17 protein-coding genes are annotated in these 15,627 nt (G+C 71.0%); 2 read left to right on the top strand and 15 right to left on the bottom strand.

The features are described from left to right. Positions 1–51 precede the first annotated feature (51 nt). The 9 genes from IEZ15_RS03305 to IEZ15_RS03265 form a co-directional block, all read right to left on the bottom strand. On the bottom strand, positions 52–1,113 hold the full coding sequence (locus IEZ15_RS03305; protein ID WP_189274089.1) for a 2-aminoethylphosphonate ABC transporter substrate-binding protein: 1,062 nt from the start codon (positions 1,111–1,113) through the stop codon (positions 52–54). 80 nt (positions 1,114–1,193) lie between these two features. Then, the gene (locus tag IEZ15_RS03300; RefSeq protein WP_189274087.1) at positions 1,194–1,991 is read right to left on the bottom strand and encodes an ABC transporter permease; all 798 of its coding nucleotides are present in this window, start codon (positions 1,989–1,991) and stop codon (positions 1,194–1,196) included. After that, positions 1,978–2,928, bottom strand: coding sequence for a 2-aminoethylphosphonate ABC transporter permease subunit (locus IEZ15_RS03295; RefSeq protein WP_189274085.1), 951 nt, complete (start codon positions 2,926–2,928; stop codon positions 1,978–1,980). Before IEZ15_RS03295 ends, IEZ15_RS03300 begins: the two co-directional genes overlap by 14 nt. Beyond that, positions 2,921–4,012 carry an ABC transporter ATP-binding protein gene (locus IEZ15_RS03290; RefSeq protein ID WP_189274083.1) on the bottom strand — a complete coding sequence of 364 codons (1,092 nt, stop codon included), beginning with the start codon at positions 4,010–4,012 and terminating at the stop codon, positions 2,921–2,923. The genes IEZ15_RS03295 and IEZ15_RS03290 overlap by 8 nt, the downstream gene beginning before the upstream one ends. Continuing rightward, positions 4,009–4,716, bottom strand: coding sequence for a phosphonatase-like hydrolase (locus IEZ15_RS03285; protein WP_268250335.1), 708 nt, complete (start codon positions 4,714–4,716; stop codon positions 4,009–4,011). The genes IEZ15_RS03290 and IEZ15_RS03285 overlap by 4 nt, the downstream gene beginning before the upstream one ends. Beyond that, entirely contained in the window at positions 4,713–5,837 is a 1,125-nt protein-coding gene (locus tag IEZ15_RS03280) for a TIGR03364 family FAD-dependent oxidoreductase (RefSeq protein WP_114244694.1), read from the bottom strand. The genes IEZ15_RS03285 and IEZ15_RS03280 overlap by 4 nt, the downstream gene beginning before the upstream one ends. Positions 5,838–5,979: 142 nt before the next feature. Continuing rightward, positions 5,980–6,750, bottom strand: a complete 771-nt coding sequence (locus tag IEZ15_RS03275; RefSeq protein ID WP_189274081.1) for a GntR family transcriptional regulator — start codon at positions 6,748–6,750, stop codon at positions 5,980–5,982. Between the two features lie 83 nt (positions 6,751–6,833). Next, the gene (locus IEZ15_RS03270; RefSeq protein WP_229845722.1) at positions 6,834–8,150 is read right to left on the bottom strand and encodes a hypothetical protein; all 1,317 of its coding nucleotides are present in this window, start codon (positions 8,148–8,150) and stop codon (positions 6,834–6,836) included. A gap of 178 nt (positions 8,151–8,328) precedes the next feature. Next, a complete protein-coding gene (locus IEZ15_RS03265) occupies positions 8,329–9,474 on the bottom strand; it encodes an ROK family transcriptional regulator (protein WP_189274079.1) in 1,146 nt (381 codons plus the stop codon). Positions 9,475–9,530: 56 nt separating this feature from the next. Between IEZ15_RS03265 and IEZ15_RS03260 the strand changes: the two genes are divergently transcribed. Next, on the top strand, positions 9,531–10,697 hold the full coding sequence (locus IEZ15_RS03260) for a Gfo/Idh/MocA family oxidoreductase (RefSeq protein ID WP_114244696.1): 1,167 nt from the start codon (positions 9,531–9,533) through the stop codon (positions 10,695–10,697). After that, positions 10,694–11,173, top strand: coding sequence for a heme-degrading domain-containing protein (locus IEZ15_RS03255; protein WP_114244697.1), 480 nt, complete (start codon positions 10,694–10,696; stop codon positions 11,171–11,173). Before IEZ15_RS03260 ends, IEZ15_RS03255 begins: the two co-directional genes overlap by 4 nt. A gap of 142 nt (positions 11,174–11,315) precedes the next feature. On the opposite strand, the gene IEZ15_RS03250 is transcribed toward IEZ15_RS03255, so the two are convergent. The 6 genes from IEZ15_RS03250 to IEZ15_RS03225 all read right to left on the bottom strand — a co-directional run bounded on the left by IEZ15_RS03250 (position 11,316) and on the right by IEZ15_RS03225 (position 15,610). Further along, positions 11,316–12,176 carry a fumarylacetoacetate hydrolase family protein gene (locus IEZ15_RS03250; protein ID WP_189274077.1) on the bottom strand — a complete coding sequence of 287 codons (861 nt, stop codon included), beginning with the start codon at positions 12,174–12,176 and terminating at the stop codon, positions 11,316–11,318. A 136-nt stretch (positions 12,177–12,312) separates the two neighbouring features. Beyond that, the gene (locus tag IEZ15_RS03245; protein ID WP_114244699.1) at positions 12,313–13,083 is read right to left on the bottom strand and encodes a YidC/Oxa1 family membrane protein insertase; all 771 of its coding nucleotides are present in this window, start codon (positions 13,081–13,083) and stop codon (positions 12,313–12,315) included. Between the two features lie 91 nt (positions 13,084–13,174). Then, a complete protein-coding gene (locus IEZ15_RS03240) occupies positions 13,175–13,507 on the bottom strand; it encodes a DUF6412 domain-containing protein (RefSeq protein ID WP_114244700.1) in 333 nt (110 codons plus the stop codon). Beyond that, entirely contained in the window at positions 13,497–13,826 is a 330-nt protein-coding gene (locus IEZ15_RS46680) for a hypothetical protein (protein ID WP_189274075.1), read from the bottom strand. The genes IEZ15_RS03240 and IEZ15_RS46680 overlap by 11 nt, the downstream gene beginning before the upstream one ends. Before the next feature lie 87 nt (positions 13,827–13,913). Next, a complete protein-coding gene (locus IEZ15_RS03230) occupies positions 13,914–15,455 on the bottom strand; it encodes a sodium:solute symporter family protein (RefSeq protein WP_189274072.1) in 1,542 nt (513 codons plus the stop codon). Beyond that, entirely contained in the window at positions 15,452–15,610 is a 159-nt protein-coding gene (locus tag IEZ15_RS03225; protein WP_114249032.1) for a DUF3311 domain-containing protein, read from the bottom strand. The genes IEZ15_RS03230 and IEZ15_RS03225 overlap by 4 nt, the downstream gene beginning before the upstream one ends. Positions 15,611–15,627: the final 17 nt, after the last annotated feature.

Genomic DNA, 15,627 nt, shown 5'->3' with positions numbered 1-15,627 from the left:
GCGATGATCCGCCGAAGTCCCTTTTCCTCAAGGTGAATCGCCGGCCTGCGGTCAGCTGCCGGTGGCCGCCTTCCAGGCCTCGACGTACGTGTCCAGGTTGGTGCCGATGTCCGACCAGTCGGGCTGGAAGATCTCCACGCCGTCCATCAGCCCGGCAAGCTCGGTGGCGTTGGCGTCGGTGGCCTCGACGTCCTTGCGGGCCGAGAAGCCGCCGCCGACCGCGCTGACGTCCTTCTGGGCCTGCTCGGAGAGCATGAAGTCGAGCAGCTTCTTGCCGTTGGCGCTGTGCGGGGCCTTGTCGACCAGGCCGGCGGCGTACGGCAGAGCGAAGGTGGTGGCCTTGCCGCCCTCCTTCGCGGGGAACCAGATGCCGAGGTTCGGCATGTCCTTGGACTGTGCGTAGTTCATCTGGACGTCGCCGTTGGCGGCGAGCAGTTCGCCCTTGTCGACCTTGGGAGCGAGCTTGCCGGTGGAGGCGGACGGGCCGACGTTGTTTGCCTGGAGCTTCTTCAGGTACTCCATCGCCTGCTCCTTGCCGCCGAAGTCGTGCATGGCCTTGATCAGTACGGCCGTGCCGTCACCGGCGACTCCTGGGGTGGAGTACTGGATCTTGTTCTTGAACTTTCCGTCGAGCAGCTCCTCCCAGGTGGTGGGTGCCGACTTCAGCTCCTTCTTGTTGTGGATGAAGCCGAAGTAGTTGTTGACGACGGAGGTCCACTTGGAGTCGGACGCCTTGTCGGCGCCGTCGACCTTGTCGGAGCCGGCCGGTGCGTACGCCGTCAGAAGGCCCTTGCTGTCGGCCTGCTGGATGAACGGCGGCAGGGTGACCAGCACATCGGCCTGGGTGTTGGACTTCTCGCGGACGGCGCGCTGCACCATCTCTCCGGAGCCGCCCTCCACGTACTTGACCTCGATGCCGGTCTTCTTCTCGAAGTCCTTGAAGACCTTGTCGTACCAGCCGTCGCCGTTCTCGCCCTTGAGGCCGTCCGCGCTGTAGACGGTGACGACCTTCTCGTCGGAGGCGGCCGAGGAGCCGCCGCAGGCGGAGAGGGTGGCGGCGAGGGCGAGACAGCCGGTGACGGCGGCTATGGGCTTGAGGTGGTTCTTGCGCATGGCGGTCGTATCTCCTGGGTGTCGGCCGGAAGCCGGCCGGAGTCAGTACGGGGGTATCGGCCGATCCACGGATCGACGGATCAGCGGTACGAGGCCCTGGTGCGGATTCGGGCGACGCCGAGCAGCACGAGCAGCGTCGTTCCCATCAGGACCACGGCGACGGCTGCTCCGGTGAACAGCGAGCCACGGTCGGTGGCCGCGAAGATCTGCACCGGGAGCGGTGTCCAGTCCGGCGGGTAGAGCATCATCGTGGCGCTCAACTCACCCATGGACAGCGCGAAGCAGAGCCCTGCGGCCGCCGTCAGGGCCGGCAGCAGGAGCGGCAGCTTGATGCGCCACAGGACGTACGAGGGTCGGGCGCCGAGGCTGGCCGCCGCCTGTTCGTACATCGGGTCGAGACGCACTATTGCCGCCGAAACCGACGAATAGGCGAACGCCGTGACAAGAATCGTGTGCGCCAGGATCACGATCCAGCGCGTCCCGTTCAGCAGCATCGGCGGCTTACTGAACGCGACGAGCACGGCGAGGCCGACGACGACCGACGGCACGGCGACCGGCAGCATGAACAGCGCGTCGAGGAACCTCCTGCCGCGCCTGCGCAGCGAGGTGGCGGCGAGCGCGGCCCAGGAGCCGACGGTGAGGGCGAGCAGACTGGCGCTGACGGCGGTGATCAGGCTGGTGGTCAGGGCCTGGAGGGAGTCGCCGCCGGTCGCGGCCGCGTAGTGCTCGGTGGTCGGGCCCGAGGGGAAGGCGCCGGACCAGTTGGTGGTGAACGACGCGGCGAGGATGACCAGCAGCGGCACCGCGAACAGCGGGACGAAGAGCACGAAGAACACGGCCCAGGCGGCCCACTTCCCCGTACGGCTATGCACCAACACGGCGGCTCACCATCCGGTACAGGCTGTAGAGACCCACGGAGATCGCGATGTTGACGACGGCGACGACACAGGCGGCCGGGTAGTCGGACTCCAGGATCGCCTTGCTGTAGACGAGCATCGGCAGGGTCGTGACCCCTTTCGCACCGGTGAACAGCACGATGCCGAACTCGTTGAGACACATCACGAGGACGAGGCTGCCGCCCGCGGCGAGCGCGGGGAGCGCATCGGGGAGGATCACCTGCCGCACGATCCGGGCCGGCCCCGCGCCCAGCGAGGACGCCACCTCCAGCTGTGCGGTGTCGAGCTGCGAGAACGCGGCGAGCAGCGGGCGCATCACGAAGGGGGTGAAGTAGGTGACCTCGGCGAGCAGCACGCCCCACGGGGTGGTGAGGAAGTCGAAGGGGCCGCTCGATGCCCCGGTGGCGTCCGTCCACAGGCCGTTGGCCATGCCGGCATTGCCGTAGATGAACAGCAGGGCGAGCGTGATCAGGAACGACGGGAAGGAGAGGAAGACGTCGATGAACCTGGCGACCGCCCTGCCGCCGGGGAACGGCACGAACGCGATGACCATGGCCAGGACGAAGCCCAGCACCAGACATCCGGCCGTCGAACCGACCGCCAGCCACACGGTGGTCGTCAGCGCGGAGCGGAACGACTCGGAGGCGAACACGTCGCCGTACGGGGCGAGCGAGGTGCCGCCCTCGTCCGGGCTGACGGACTGCTGAACGACGAGGGCCAGCGGGTAGAGGAAGACGAGTGCGAGGACGGCGACGGGCGGCAGCGCCCAGACGAAGCGGGGGATCCTGCGGTCGCCCGCACCCCGGTCCGGGCCCTCGACCGGCTTGCGCGGGCCGTCGATCGAGCCCGTCCGGCGTTCGAGGACGGACCTGCTGCCCGACGGTCCCGGGCGAACGTCCGCGGTCGGCGCGCTAGGCATGCGCCCCTCCCCCGGTTCCCGGTGCCGTGCCCGCAGGCAGCAGCACCGCATCCTCTGCGGCAAAGTGCAGCGTCACCGTGTCACCGAGCGCCGGCGTCTCACGCAGCTCGCGGAGGTCCGCCTTGACCCGGTGTCCGTCGACGTCGACGTACAGCCGGTGGGTGGAGCCCCGCCACTGCACCTCGGCGATCGTGCCGCTCAGCGCGTTGGGCCCGTCGCCGAGCCCGACCAGGTGGGGCCGGACGCACAGGGTGGCGGTGGCACCGCCGGCCGCTTCGCCGGTCGGTACGTCGAGCGCGCGCCCCGCGAAGTCGACGGTGTCGGCGCCGTCGGCGACGGTGACCGGCAGCAGATTCGCGTTGCCGACGAACGACGCGGTGAACTCCGTACGCGGACGGCGGTACAGCTCCTGCGGGGTGCCGCAGTCCTGCAGCCGCGCCTTGTCCATGACCGCGATCCGGTCGGCGAGGGTGAGCGCCTCGACCTGGTCGTGGGTGACGTACAGGATGGAGACGTCCGGCAACTCCCGGTGCAGTCGCGCCAGTTCGGCGAGCATTCCGGAGCGCAGCCGGGCGTCGAGCGCGGAGAGCGGTTCGTCGAGCAGCAGCACGCCGGGGCGGATGGCGAGCGCGCGGGCGATGGCGACGCGCTGCTGCTGGCCGCCGGAGAGTTCGCGCGGGTAGCGCTCGGCGTAGGCGGCCATGCCGACGAGTTCGAGGGCCTCGGCGACCCGCTCGGGGATCTCCGCCTTCGCCGCCTTGCGGGCCTTGAGTCCGAAGGCGACGTTGTCGTGGACCCGCATGTGCGGGAAGAGGGCGTACTGCTGGACGACCATGCCGATGCCGCGCTTGTGCGGCGGCAGCCCGGTGACATCGCGGTCGCCGAGGTACACCCGGCCCGAGGCGGGCTGCACGAATCCGGCGACGGCGCGCAGGGCGGTGGTCTTGCCGGACCCGGAAGGCCCGAGCAGCGCCATGACCTCGCCGGGTTCGACGGTCAGATCGAGCCGGTCGAGGACGGTGTTCCCGCCGTACGCGACGCTGACCTGATCGAAACGGATCCCGCCGGTGGCCCCGCCGGTCATGCTTCCGCCCGGGCGACGAGGTCCGGCAGCTCGGCGACCGAACGCAGGACGTGCGTGGCCCCGTTGCGGGTCAGCTGGTCCTTGTCGTGTGCGCCGGTCAGCACGCCCGCGACGATCCCGGCCCCGGAGCGGATGCCGCTGAGCATGTCGTACGAGGTGTCCCCGGCGACCACGGTCTGCTGGACGCCGTCCACCGCACCGGTGCGCAGGAAGGCGGCGAGGATCATGTCCGGGTGGGGGCGTCCGCGCCCGCCCGCGTCGGCGGGGCACAGGGTCAGGTCGGCCAGGTCCTGCCAGCCGAGTGCGGCGAGGATCGCGTCCTGGGTGACGCGTGCGAACCCGGTGGTGAGGACCACCGTGCGGCCGGCTGCCTTCAGCTCCTCGATCGCCTCGCGGGCGCCGGGGACCGGGGCGATGAGGCCGCTGTCGACCAGCTCCCCGTACGCCTCCTCGAAGGCGGTGTTGGCCTGCTGGGCCCGGTCCTCGTCACCGAAGAGGTGGCGGAAGACGGAGATCTTGGACTCGCCCATGGTGGCGCGTACGTAGTCGAGCTTTCCGGCGTGGTCGGCGGAGCCGGGCTCCACGCCGAGGCGCTGGGCCGCGGCGGCGAAGGCCTGCTCGACGAGGCCGCCGTCGGCGACGGTGGTGCCGGCCATGTCGAGCACAATCAGGTCGAGGGGGTTCTGCGAGGTCAACTTCTTCACCAGCCCAGTTCGTCGGCGGTCGTTTCGGCGATTGCGGGCGAGCAGGTCATGCCGCGGCCACCTGGTCCGGTGACCAGCCAGACGCCGTCTCGCACCTGCTGGCGGTGGACGACCCGGCCGGTGTCGGTGCACTGGGCGTAAACCCCGGCCCAACGGTGGCGGATCCTCGGCAGCGGGCGGCCGAGGAAGGATTCGACGACCCCGGTGAGGTGCTCGTACGGCTCCTCGACGGTGTCGAAGGAGAACGGGTGCTCGTACTCGTGGGTGTCGCCGATGGTCAGTCCGCCGTCGCGGCGCTGCACCATCAGGAGCTGCATCCTGTGCTCGGCGGCGGTCGGCGCCTGTGCCTGCCGGGCGTTGAGGGTGTCCAGCGCCTCGCTCCGGTACGCCGGGTAGTAGCGGAAGCTGTCGGCGTCGGCGACGGAGGTGGTGAGCGGCTCGCCGAGCGGGTCGGTCTGCATCATCTGGAGGCGTACGCGGCGCACCGGCAGATCGGGGCCGGCCAGTTCGCGGACGAGTCCGCCGAGCCAGGCGCCGGTGGCCAGGATGACGGCGTCACCGGTGTGCACATCGCCGTGGTCGTCGCGGACGGAGGCGGTACCCATCACCTCGCGGACCTCACGCCCACCGAGGTACGTATACCGCCCGGACTTCAACAGCTCCTGCTTCAGTGCCAGTTGGGCGGTGCGCGGCTCGACCGCCGCATCCCGCCCGCACCACAGGGCGGCGGTGAAGTCGCCGCGCAGCGCGGGGTTGATCGCGCGGGCCTCGTCGGCGGTGAGCAGCTTGTAGCCGCGCGCCGCCGCGTCGGGGCGGGCGACGGCGGCCTCTGCGACGGCGGTCTCCAGCTCGGTGCGCAGCGGGGTGAGCGAGCCGCAGGGCCGGAAGCCGAGACCGGGGACCCGGGCCCCGATGCCCTCCCACAACTCACGGGCGCGAAGTGCGGTCTCCAGCTCCTCGCCACCGGCCCGGCCGCTGACCCATATCTGTCCGAAATTGCGGAGCGATGCCCCGCGCGCCTCGCTCTCGCGCTCGATCTGTACGACCTCGTGGCCGCGGTTCATTGCGTGCCAGGCGTGCATGGTTCCCACCACGCCGGCTCCTACGACGATGACTCTCACGACGGCTACGCTCCTCGGGGCCGGTGACCCGTACGGATCGGTACGGCAACGGGAGGGTGAACCGGACCCCAAGCTTGGACCAGACCCGTTACGTTCTCGTTATCTTGATGAGTCGATCGGCGGCTGCCGCGTCCGGGGTCGTTCAGCGTCCGCCCTGCGCGCCCAGGTGCGCGGTGAAGGAGAACCTGTCCCCGCGGAAAAGGGTCCGCACGCGCTCCAGCGGCTTCCCGCCCGTATCGCGCGAGATCCGGTGGATCAGCAGCATGGGCAGTGCGGGCGGGGTACCGATGAGCAGCGCCTCACGCGGCGTCGCGAGCACGGTCTCGATCCGCTCGTCCGCATCGCCGAAGGAGATCCCGAGCCGGTCGCGGAGGTAGGCGTAGAAGGACGAGTCGGGGTCGAATCCCTTGTCGAGATCCGGTACGCGGGCGACGGAGACATACGTGCTCTCCAGGCCGACCCGGTCGTCGTCGGCGAGCAGCACCCGCTCCAGGTGCCAGACCGGTTCGCCGGGCCCGACCCCGATGTCGGCGGCCAGCGCCTCGGGGCAGGGGAACCGCTCCAGACCGATGAGGTGACGGCCGGGGGTGCGGCCCTGGCGGCGTACGCCTTCCGTATAGCTCGCCAGCGAGAGCGGCTGCTCCAGCTTGGGGCCCGCGACGACGGTGCCGCGCCCCTGACGGGCGAGCCGCCCCTCCAGCAGGAGTTCGCGCAGCGCCTGGCGCACCGTCTCGCGCGAGACTCCGTAGCGCTCGGCCAGATCGCGTTCGGTGGGCAGCGTGCCGCCCTCGCCCAGCTCCTCTATGAGGAGGGATACACGGGCCTTGACCGCGTAGTACTTGGGGATACGGCCATGCTCCGGGATGCCGGAACGGATGGGTGCGCCAGGTGTCTGGTCGTACGGGTAGTCCACGGCCCGATGGTGGCAGACGGACATGAACACCCGTGAACGCCCAGGCGCGGACGGGCCTGGCGACGGGGTGCGGAAGGGGCGGTTCAGAGGCGGGGGCGGCGGCGCAGGCGGCGGGACCAGACCACTGTGGCCCCGCCACCGATCAGGAACCCGGCAACGGTCATACCGGGGTACGGAACGGTGGCCGGGCCGGTTGCGGCCAGCTCGGGGAGGGCGCTGTCGGCAGGGGCCCGGCCGGGTGCGAGCGGCCGCGGGGCGTCACCGGTGCCGGCGGCGGTGGGCCGGGCTCCGTCGGGCAGGGCGTCGCGAGGGGTGTCGCCGGCCTCCCCTGTCCCGTCGACTTCTCCAGTCCTGCCGACTTCTCCCGCCCCTCTGGCATCCCCGACCCCGCCGACCGCTCCAGTCCCACCGACCTCTCCAGTCCCACCGACTTCTTCCGTCCCTCTGGCATCTCCCGTCCCTCTGGCATCTTTGACCCCGCCGACCTCTCCAGTCCCACCGACCTCTCCAGTCCCACCGACCTCCCCAGTCCCACCGACCTCCTCCGTCTCGTCCATCTCTCCGGTCGCGTCGCTTTCGTCGACGACAGCAAAGGGGTATTCGTCGGACTCGCCGACCCAGGCCCCGTCGTCCTTCCCGGTCCCGCCGCTCGCTGCGGGCTGCCGCTGGACGATCGCGGCATTGACGGTCATCCGGCCCGGGCCGGTGTCCGAGGTGAACGCCATCCGGACCTCGACGGTGACGGTATGGCCCGCGGGAATGGTGAAGCCCTCGAAGGCATCGGCGCCGTCGCCGCCGAAGACGCCGATGTGTTCGTCCTGGTCGGTGGTCTCCCAGATGACGCGGTGCTCCACATCGGGACGGCTCGGCTCGGAGAACTCCAACTGGATCTGGTCGGAGGTCAGCTTCCGGTCCTCGTCGGTGAGGACCAGCACCGGATGGATGGCCCGGCACGACTCGGTGGTGGTGTTGGTGAGGTCCAGGAACCAGATTCCGTAGCCGCCACCGGATGCGTAGGTGTCCGGACCGCCGTGGATACGGGTGCTGATCGGGAAGTCCCTCGCGTCGGGATCACCGCAGGTGGGCTGCTGGTCGGCGGTGGCGGAATCCGGCTTCGAGACCGGGGTGACCGAAGGTGCGGCGGAGGCGGGTGCGGCGGATGTGCCACCGAGGACGACGGGAACCACACTCGCCGCCGCCAGCCCGAGCGCGAGCCCGTGGCGCGTCCGCCCGGGGAGCGGGTGCGGGGGCGAGGGAGGACGTGCGGGGGAGGTGGATGCGGGGACGGAGGCGGCGGCGGACAGAGGGATGGGTACGGCACCGGCCGCGGGGAGGGATGCGGGGGTGGAAGCGGAAGGCTCGCCGGACGGGGGCGGTGTGGGGGCCGGTGTGGGGGGCATGTGGGGGGCACCCTTCGCTGCTCGCGAGATGGTCGGCTCGCCCCGTGCGCCGGAGTTCACCGGTTCTGGGCCGCGACGCTGCCACGCGCGCGCGAGGCGACCGGCACCGACATGCCTCAGGGCCGCCCGGCCGGCGGCCCGGAACCGCTCGATCAGCTCAGTTGCGCCCGCCGGGCGGTCACGGGACCAGGACCGCACCCCCGTCCGCACCTTCGACGTCCGCACCCGCGACCCGCCCGAACAGCGGGGCCAGGACCAGCTGCGCGGCCCCCTCCGCGACCGGCCGGTCCCCTCCCCCGGCGGCGGTGACCGGCACGGGCGCGTCGATTCCGCCCAGCCGGGCGCGCTCGTCGATCACGGCGCGGACGCCTCGCACGTACGCGTCGGGGTCGGCGGCGACGGTACGGCCGCCCAGCATCACCCGGTCGATGTCGAGCAGCCCGACGAGGTTGGCGGCGCCGGTACCCAGCACCCGTGCGGCCTCCGCGACATCACCGCGGGCGACGGCGGCGAGACAGAGCGCCTCGATGCAGCCACGCCCCCCGCAGCTGCACACCGGCCCGTCCAGCTGGACGGTCTGGTGCCCGAACTCACCGGCCCCGGTACGGGCCCCTCGATACAGCCCCCCGCCCAGGACCAGCCCGGCGCCGAGCCCGGTCCCGAGGTGCAGATACGCGAAGTCGCCCGCGCCCGCCGCGCGCAGGGCGAGGCCCAGGGCCGCGGCGTTGGTGTCCTTGTCGACGACGACGGGCAGCCCGGTCCTCGCGGCGAGCGCGTCCCGCAACGGATACCCGTCCCACTGCGGGAACCCGGTGACGCGGTGCAGCACCCCGCCCCGGTGGTCGAGCGGCCCCGGCACCGCCACGCCGACCCCGAGCACCGGCAGGTCCACGGACTGCGCACCCCCGTCCCGTACCGCCGCGACCGCGTACGCCGCCACCGCGACCACCTCGTCCGCCGGGGCGCCGAAGTCCAGCGGGGCGGTACGGCTGGCGGCGACCGCGCCGGCCAGGTCGACGAGCACCACCGTCAGCTCGTCGCGGTCCAGGTGCATGCCGACCGCGTACCCGGCGTCCGGCACCAGCCGCAGCACGGTGCGCGGCTTGCCCCCGGTGGAGGCCCGGTGGCCCGCATCGGTCGCCAGCCCCTCGGCCCGCAGCCGCGCGGTGATCTTGCTGACGGCCTGCGGCGTGAGCCCCGTACGCTCGGCGAGTTCGAGCCTGCTGATGCCGCACTCGCCCGCCACCCGCAGCAGATCCAGCACCAACGCCGCATTGTGGCTGCGCAGCGTCGGCAGGTTCGCGCCGCTATTACTCCTGTTCACAGCCCCATTGTCCCTGTCGCTTGCACTTTGGCAACAGCGTTGCTTAAGTGGCGGGCATGACTGGCAACGCGACTCACGAGACGCCCGGGCTGTCCGAGACCCCCCTGCGCGTCGGACTCGTCGGCTACGGCCTGGCGGGTTCCGTCTTCCACGCCCCGCTGATCGCCGCGACCGAGGGTCTCGTCCTCGACACGGTCGTCACCTCGAACGAGGAGCGGCAGGCGCAGGCGCGCGCCGAGTTCCCCGACGTACGGTTCGCCGCGTCGCCCAAGGAGCTGTGGGGGCGCGCGGACGAACTCGATCTGATCGTGATCGCCTCGCCGAACAGGACCCACGTCCCGATCGCGACCGCCGCGATCGAGGCCGGTCTGCCGGTCGTCGTGGACAAGCCGATCGCCGGTACGGCCGCCGAGGCGCGGGAGCTCGCGGCTCTCGCCGAGGAGCGCGGGGTGCTGCTCTCGGTCTTCCAGAACCGCCGCTGGGACAACGACTTCCTCACTCTCGCCCGCCTGGTCGCCGACGGTGAGCTGGGGGACGTGCAGCGCTTCGAGTCCCGTTTCGAGCGGTGGCGCCCGCAGCCGAAGGGCGGCTGGCGCGAGTCGGGCGACCCCCAGGAGATCGGCGGGCTGCTGTACGACCTGGGCAGCCATGTCGTCGACCAGGCGCTCGTCCTGTTCGGGCCGGCGGTACAGGTGTACGCGGAGTCCGATGTACGCCGCCCCGGCGCCGCCGCCGACGACGACACGTTTCTCGCGATCACCCATGCGAACGGGGTCCGCTCGCATCTGTACGTCAGCGCCACCACGGCCCAGCTCGGCCCGCGCTTCCGGGTGCTCGGCTCGACCGCCGGCTATGTGAAGTACGGCCTCGACCCGCAGGAGGCCGACCTGCGCGCGGGCGCGCGTCCGACGGCGAACCGGCCGTGGGGCGAGGAGCCCGAACACCTGTGGGGCCGGATCGGCTCGGGCGAGTCCCCGCTGACGGGCGGCGGCGCCCCGGTCCGCACGCTGCCGGGCGACTACCCCGCGTACTACGCGGCGGTCACCGACGCACTGCGCGGAAAGGGTGACAATCCAGTGACCGCCCTCCAGGCCGCCGCTGCCCTGGACGTACTGGAGGCCGCGCGCCGCTCGGCCCGCGAGGGCGTGACCGTGCCCCTGCCCGCCGCAACCCCGTCCACCTCCGCCGATACCGATACCGATACCGAGGAGCAGACCGTATGAATCCCACCGCTCCGACCATCTCCGAGCTCATCGCTCAGGAGCGCCGACTGACGCTGCCGCATTTCAGCTACGACGACGCGTACGCGCTCGGCGGCCTGCTCGTCTCGATGGCCAGGGAAAGGCACGCCCCGGTCGCGATCGACATCCGCCGCGGCGCACAGCAGCTGTTCCATGCCGCGCTGCCGGGATCGAGCGCGGACAACGACGCCTGGATCGACCGCAAGCGCAAGGTCGTGGAACGGTACGGCGAGAGCTCGTACCTGGTCGGATCCCGGTTCCGGTCGAAGGGGACGACCTTCGACGAGTCCTCGCGCCTGGACCCGGACACGTACGCCGCGCACGGCGGTTCGTTCCCGATCGCGGTCGAGGGCGCGGGCGTCATCGGCTCGGTGACGGTCTCGGGCCTGCCCCAGGCGGAGGACCACGCCCTGGTGGTCGAGGCGCTGGAACAGTTCGCGACGACGATCGGCGCGTGACGGCTAGGAGGGGTGGGGTGCTGATTCCGCGGCACCCCACCCCTCCGACCTTTATGACCGGTCGGTCAAGCCCGTCCGGCACCTGAGGACAGAGCGGCCACTCGGGCACCCCCGGCGAACCGCCCCGCCCCCGACACCACCACTACGCGTCCTTCAGCTCCTGCCGCTGCCGCCCCAGCCCCGCGATCTCCAGCTCCACGACATCCCCCGCCCTCAGATACGGCTTGGGCTCGGGGTGCCCCAGAGCGACCCCCGCCGGCGTCCCGGTGTTGATCACATCGCCCGGGTACAGCGTCATGAAGTGGCTGAGATACCGGACCACCTCGCCCACCGGGAAGATCTGGTCGGCCGTCGTGCCGTCCTGCTTCAGCTCACCGTTGACCCAGAGCTTCAGCGGCAGCGCCTGCGGGTCGGCGATCTCGTCCGCCGTCACCAGCCACGGCCCCAGCGGGTTGAACGTCTCGCAGTTCTTGCCCTTGTCCCAGGTGCCGCCGCGCTCGATCTGGAACTCGCGCTCGGAGACGTCGTGCGCCGTCGCGTATCCGGCGACATGTGCGAGCCCCTCCTCGGCGGACTCCAGGTAGCGAGCGGTGCGCCCGATGACGACCGCGAGCTCGACCTCCCAGTCGGTCTTGACGCTGCCGCGCGGCACCAGCACCGTGTCGTCGGGCCCGACGACGGTGTCCGGCGCCTTGAAGAACAGGATCGGCTCGGCGGGAATCTCCGCGCCGGTCTCGGCGGCATGGTCGTGGTAGTTCAGCCCGATGCACACGATCTTGCCGATCCGGGCGAGCGGCGGTCCGGCCCGAAGCCCCTCGGCGTCGAGCTCGGGCAGCTCGCCGGGCGCGGCCGCGGCGGCCCGTACCCGGGCCAGCGCGGACTCGTCGGCGAGCAGCGTGCCGTCGATGTCGGTGACGATTCCCGACAGGTCACGCAGGGTTCCGTCCTCGTCCAGCAGTGCCGGTCGTTCCGCGCCTGCCGTACCCACACGAAGCAGCTTCAACGGTCTTTCTCCCCTTGGTCGAGATCGGGCCCGTCGGATGGGTGTCGGCCATCGCAGGCTTGTCCGATCGTCCAAGACATCCGATCACTCTGCAAGACCCTGTTCACACACTGGACCAGCGCACTGGCCGCCCCGATCACGCTGCGGTGGCCATGGCGGTGCCCGCGGCCGGCATGTCGCGATAGAGGAAAGCCCGCTCGACCGCGGTCCAGGTGGTGCTCGTGACGACGTACAGCGCGGCGGCGAGCGGTACGACGGAGACGGTGAAAAGCGTGGCGAAGGACATCAGGGGCATCAGCTTCGTCATCATGCCCATGCCCGGGACCGGCTGTCCGTCGGGGCCGGTGGTCGGGGTGACAGGGTTGGCGGCCATCTGCGCCTTCGTCCGCCGGTAGTTGAAGGTGGCCACGACGGCGACGATCGCGTACAGGCCGAGGTAGACCATGCCCTGGGCCCCGAACGGTCCGCCGTGCGCGAGCGCGTCGTGCCAGTGCTCGCCGAGCGGGGCGCCGAAGAGCTGGTGGCCGAGAAGCTCGTTGGGGTGGCCGTCGATCGTCTGGCTGGAGAAGAGGTGGTAGAGGAGGAAGAAGGCGGGCATCTGCAGAAGGCTCGGCAGGCAGCCGGAGAGCGGCGAGACGTTCTCCGCCTTGTGCAGTTCCATGAGCGCCTTCTGCATGCGCTCGGGGTTCTTGCCGTGTTTCTTGCGCAGCTCGGCGATCTGCGGCTGGAGCCTGGTGCGGGCTTTCTGCCCTCGCGCCGCGGCCCGCGACAGCGGGTGCACGGCGAGCCGCACGAGCGCCGTGAACAGCACGATCGCGGCGGCGGCGGACGCGCCCTGGAAAAGCGGGTGCATCACATCGGCCATTGCGCCGACCAGAGCGGCGAATGCGGACATGAAGACGGACATGGGTGAGCCCTCCGGGGGTCTCGTCTTGCCGGGAAGAAGAGCGAACTCGGCATGACGAACCGCGAGAGGTGGCTACTGCTGGTGCGAGCCCCTACGCGGCCGTCGGGAGGGCACGGCCGGGGGCTCGGGGGCGTCTGCGCCCCTTGGCGTCCGGGTCTCGCTGCGGCAGGAACGCGGTGCGTTTCTCCCGGTCGCGTATGGCCGTACGGACCCGGGTGCGGGGCACGGGGACGGCGCAGCGGGCGCTGATGACCGAGGCTGCGACGAGCGCGGAACCGGCGGCGGCCGTGGCGGCGAGCGCGACGGCGGCGGAGAGGCTGCCGCCTTCGGCGAGGACGACTTCGGTGACGAGGAAGAGCAGCAGCCCCAGGGGGCGGAGCAGCCGGGCGAGGCCATCGCGCAGACGGTTCACGTCACCGCTCATCGGCCCCTCCCTTCTTCCCCTTCGCGACCTGACGGCCGAACTCACGCAGCCGCGCTTTTCGCGCAGGTGTGCGTTCGGCTCTCCAGCCGTTATACACGATGGGTCCGGCATACCCGTCCGCGCTCAGGCGCGATCGGTCTCCAGCGGCCGCAGCAGTCGGCGCGAGCAGTGCGCGGCTGACCGGATCGGCAGGGTCCGGATCGAGTCCGTCGCCCGGTCGCATCTCGACGTCCTCGGGCGGTACGGGCAGCGCGCAGGCCGGGCATTCGCCGTACACGCCCAGCTCCGTACCGCAGGAGACGTGGACGAAGACGCGCATCGGCCGGGTGCCGGGAATGTGGTCGCGCCCCCACGCCCCGATGGTGCGGACGACCGGCCAGAGGGGGCCTGGCCCGGCCGGCGACGGTCAGTGTCCTGTTCCTGCGGGAGCGAGGCTGAGCTCCGCGTCCGCCCCGTCCTCCGCAACCCCGATCTCGTCCCGCGCGAGCACCTCGCTGTCCGGCCGGTCGTCGCGCTCGCGCGGACCCGCGTACGTCACGGCGAGCGCGACGACGAGGTTGGCGCCGAGCGCCACGATGCCCGCGTTCACCCCCCACACCGGATCGTTCTCCGTGAACACGAACCCGCACACCAGGCCCACGCCGACGACCAGCCCGCTCATCGCCCCGAGCAGGGTCAGCCGCCGCCATATCAGCCCCAGCAGCACCATGGGGAGCAGCTGCGCCATCCCCTCGTACGAGATGAGGGAGAGCCGTACGAGGGTGTTCGGCGCGGTGTATGTGAGCACGAGCGCGATCACACCCGAGGCCACCACGACGCTCTGGGCGACGCCCTTCTGCCGCCGCTCCCACCGCGGCACGAGCGACAGCACACTGCGCCCCCACATCGTGCCGATGACCAGCATGAAGACGGCCATCGGCACGATCGACGACAGAGCCGCCGCCACACCGATGACGCCGACCGCCCAGGCCGGCAGCGAATCCACGACCAGCTTGAAGAGCGCCAGGTTGGACTCGGCGCCGACGAGCCCCGGCACGACGAAGAGAGCGGCCATGCCGAGCAGCATCGGCACGAAGAGCAGCACGTTGTAGGCGGGCAGCCACATCGCGTTGCGGCGCAGCACGTCGGCATTCTTCGCGCCGAGATAGCCGGCGACGGTCGTCGGGAAGATCACCACGGTGAGGGAGTTGAGGAACGAGGTGGTGATGAACCATGCCTGCCCGAGCCCGCTGTCCCCGTGCCCGGGGAAGGTCAGCCACTGGCTCTTCTCGGTGACGAGCCGGTCGAGGAAGGGCCCGTAGCCGTCGAAGTAGTGGATCGGTACGTAGAGGGCGAGGAAGCCGAGCGTGGCGATCACGAGGATGTCCTTGAGGACGGACACCCATGCGCTGCCGCGCAGCCCGCTCACCACGACGAAGCCGGTGGTGACGGCGAAGGCTATGAAGTAGGCCTGGTTCAGGCTGATGGCACCGTAGGAGATGGTCGATACGACCACGCCCATGCCGGTGATCTGGAGCTGGATGTACGGCAGCAGGAAGACGGTCGCGAGGACGGCGACCAGCGCACCGAGCCAGGGCCGTCCGAAGCGGTGCGCCACCATGTCGGTGATCCCGACGAGTCCGTGCTTGCGCGCGTACGCCCAGAGCATCGGCCCGACGACATAGCCGAGGGCGTAACCGCAGGACATGTACGCCACCACGTAGAGCACGGGCGCCCCGTAGTTGTAGCCCCATCCCGCGGCGCCCAGGTAGCTGAAGCTGGTGTAGCCCTCGCCGGCCATCAGCACCCAGATGAACACGGTCCCGAGGCTGCGCCCGCCCACGGACCACTCCGCGAGCCCGCCACCGTCTCCGCTCCCTCTGCTCCGCCCGCGCATCGCGAGCAGCCCGAGGGCGACGGTGACGACCATGAAGACCCCGAAGACGGAGGTCGCGACTGCGGCGTTCACCGGCGGTCCCCCCGTCGGGTCAGCCATACGGCGACGGGTGTCAGCAGGGTCGCCCCGAGCAGCCACACGAAGAGGAACGGCAGTCCGAGAACCACGGGATGGACCCGGTTCACGAACGGCAGCGCCCCCAGGTACAGGACATGGGGGACCAGCAACCACAACAACTGCGGAC

Origin of the sequence: Streptomyces atratus, assembly GCF_014648655.1 — a bacterium.
GTDB lineage: Bacteria > Actinomycetota > Actinomycetes > Streptomycetales > Streptomycetaceae > Streptomyces > Streptomyces atratus.
Note: the sequence above shows the minus strand (reverse complement) of the source record. Positions and strands in the feature narration are given on the sequence as shown.

Coding starts and splice junctions, on each gene's coding strand:
- IEZ15_RS03305 (WP_189274089.1), bottom strand. CDS start 1,113: ATGCGCAAGAACCACCTCAAGCCCATAGCCGCCGTCACCGGCTGTCTC.
- IEZ15_RS03295 (WP_189274085.1), bottom strand. CDS start 2,928: ATGCCTAGCGCGCCGACCGCGGACGTTCGCCCGGGACCGTCGGGCAGC.
- IEZ15_RS03290 (WP_189274083.1), bottom strand. CDS start 4,012: ATGACCGGCGGGGCCACCGGCGGGATCCGTTTCGATCAGGTCAGCGTC.
- IEZ15_RS03270 (WP_229845722.1), bottom strand. CDS start 8,150: ATGCCCCCCACACCGGCCCCCACACCGCCCCCGTCCGGCGAGCCTTCC.
- IEZ15_RS03260 (WP_114244696.1), top strand. CDS start 9,531: ATGACTGGCAACGCGACTCACGAGACGCCCGGGCTGTCCGAGACCCCC.
- IEZ15_RS03255 (WP_114244697.1), top strand. CDS start 10,694: ATGAATCCCACCGCTCCGACCATCTCCGAGCTCATCGCTCAGGAGCGC.
- IEZ15_RS03245 (WP_114244699.1), bottom strand. CDS start 13,083: ATGTCCGTCTTCATGTCCGCATTCGCCGCTCTGGTCGGCGCAATGGCC.
- IEZ15_RS03240 (WP_114244700.1), bottom strand. CDS start 13,507: ATGAGCGGTGACGTGAACCGTCTGCGCGATGGCCTCGCCCGGCTGCTC.
- IEZ15_RS46680 (WP_189274075.1), bottom strand. CDS start 13,826: ATGCGCGTCTTCGTCCACGTCTCCTGCGGTACGGAGCTGGGCGTGTAC.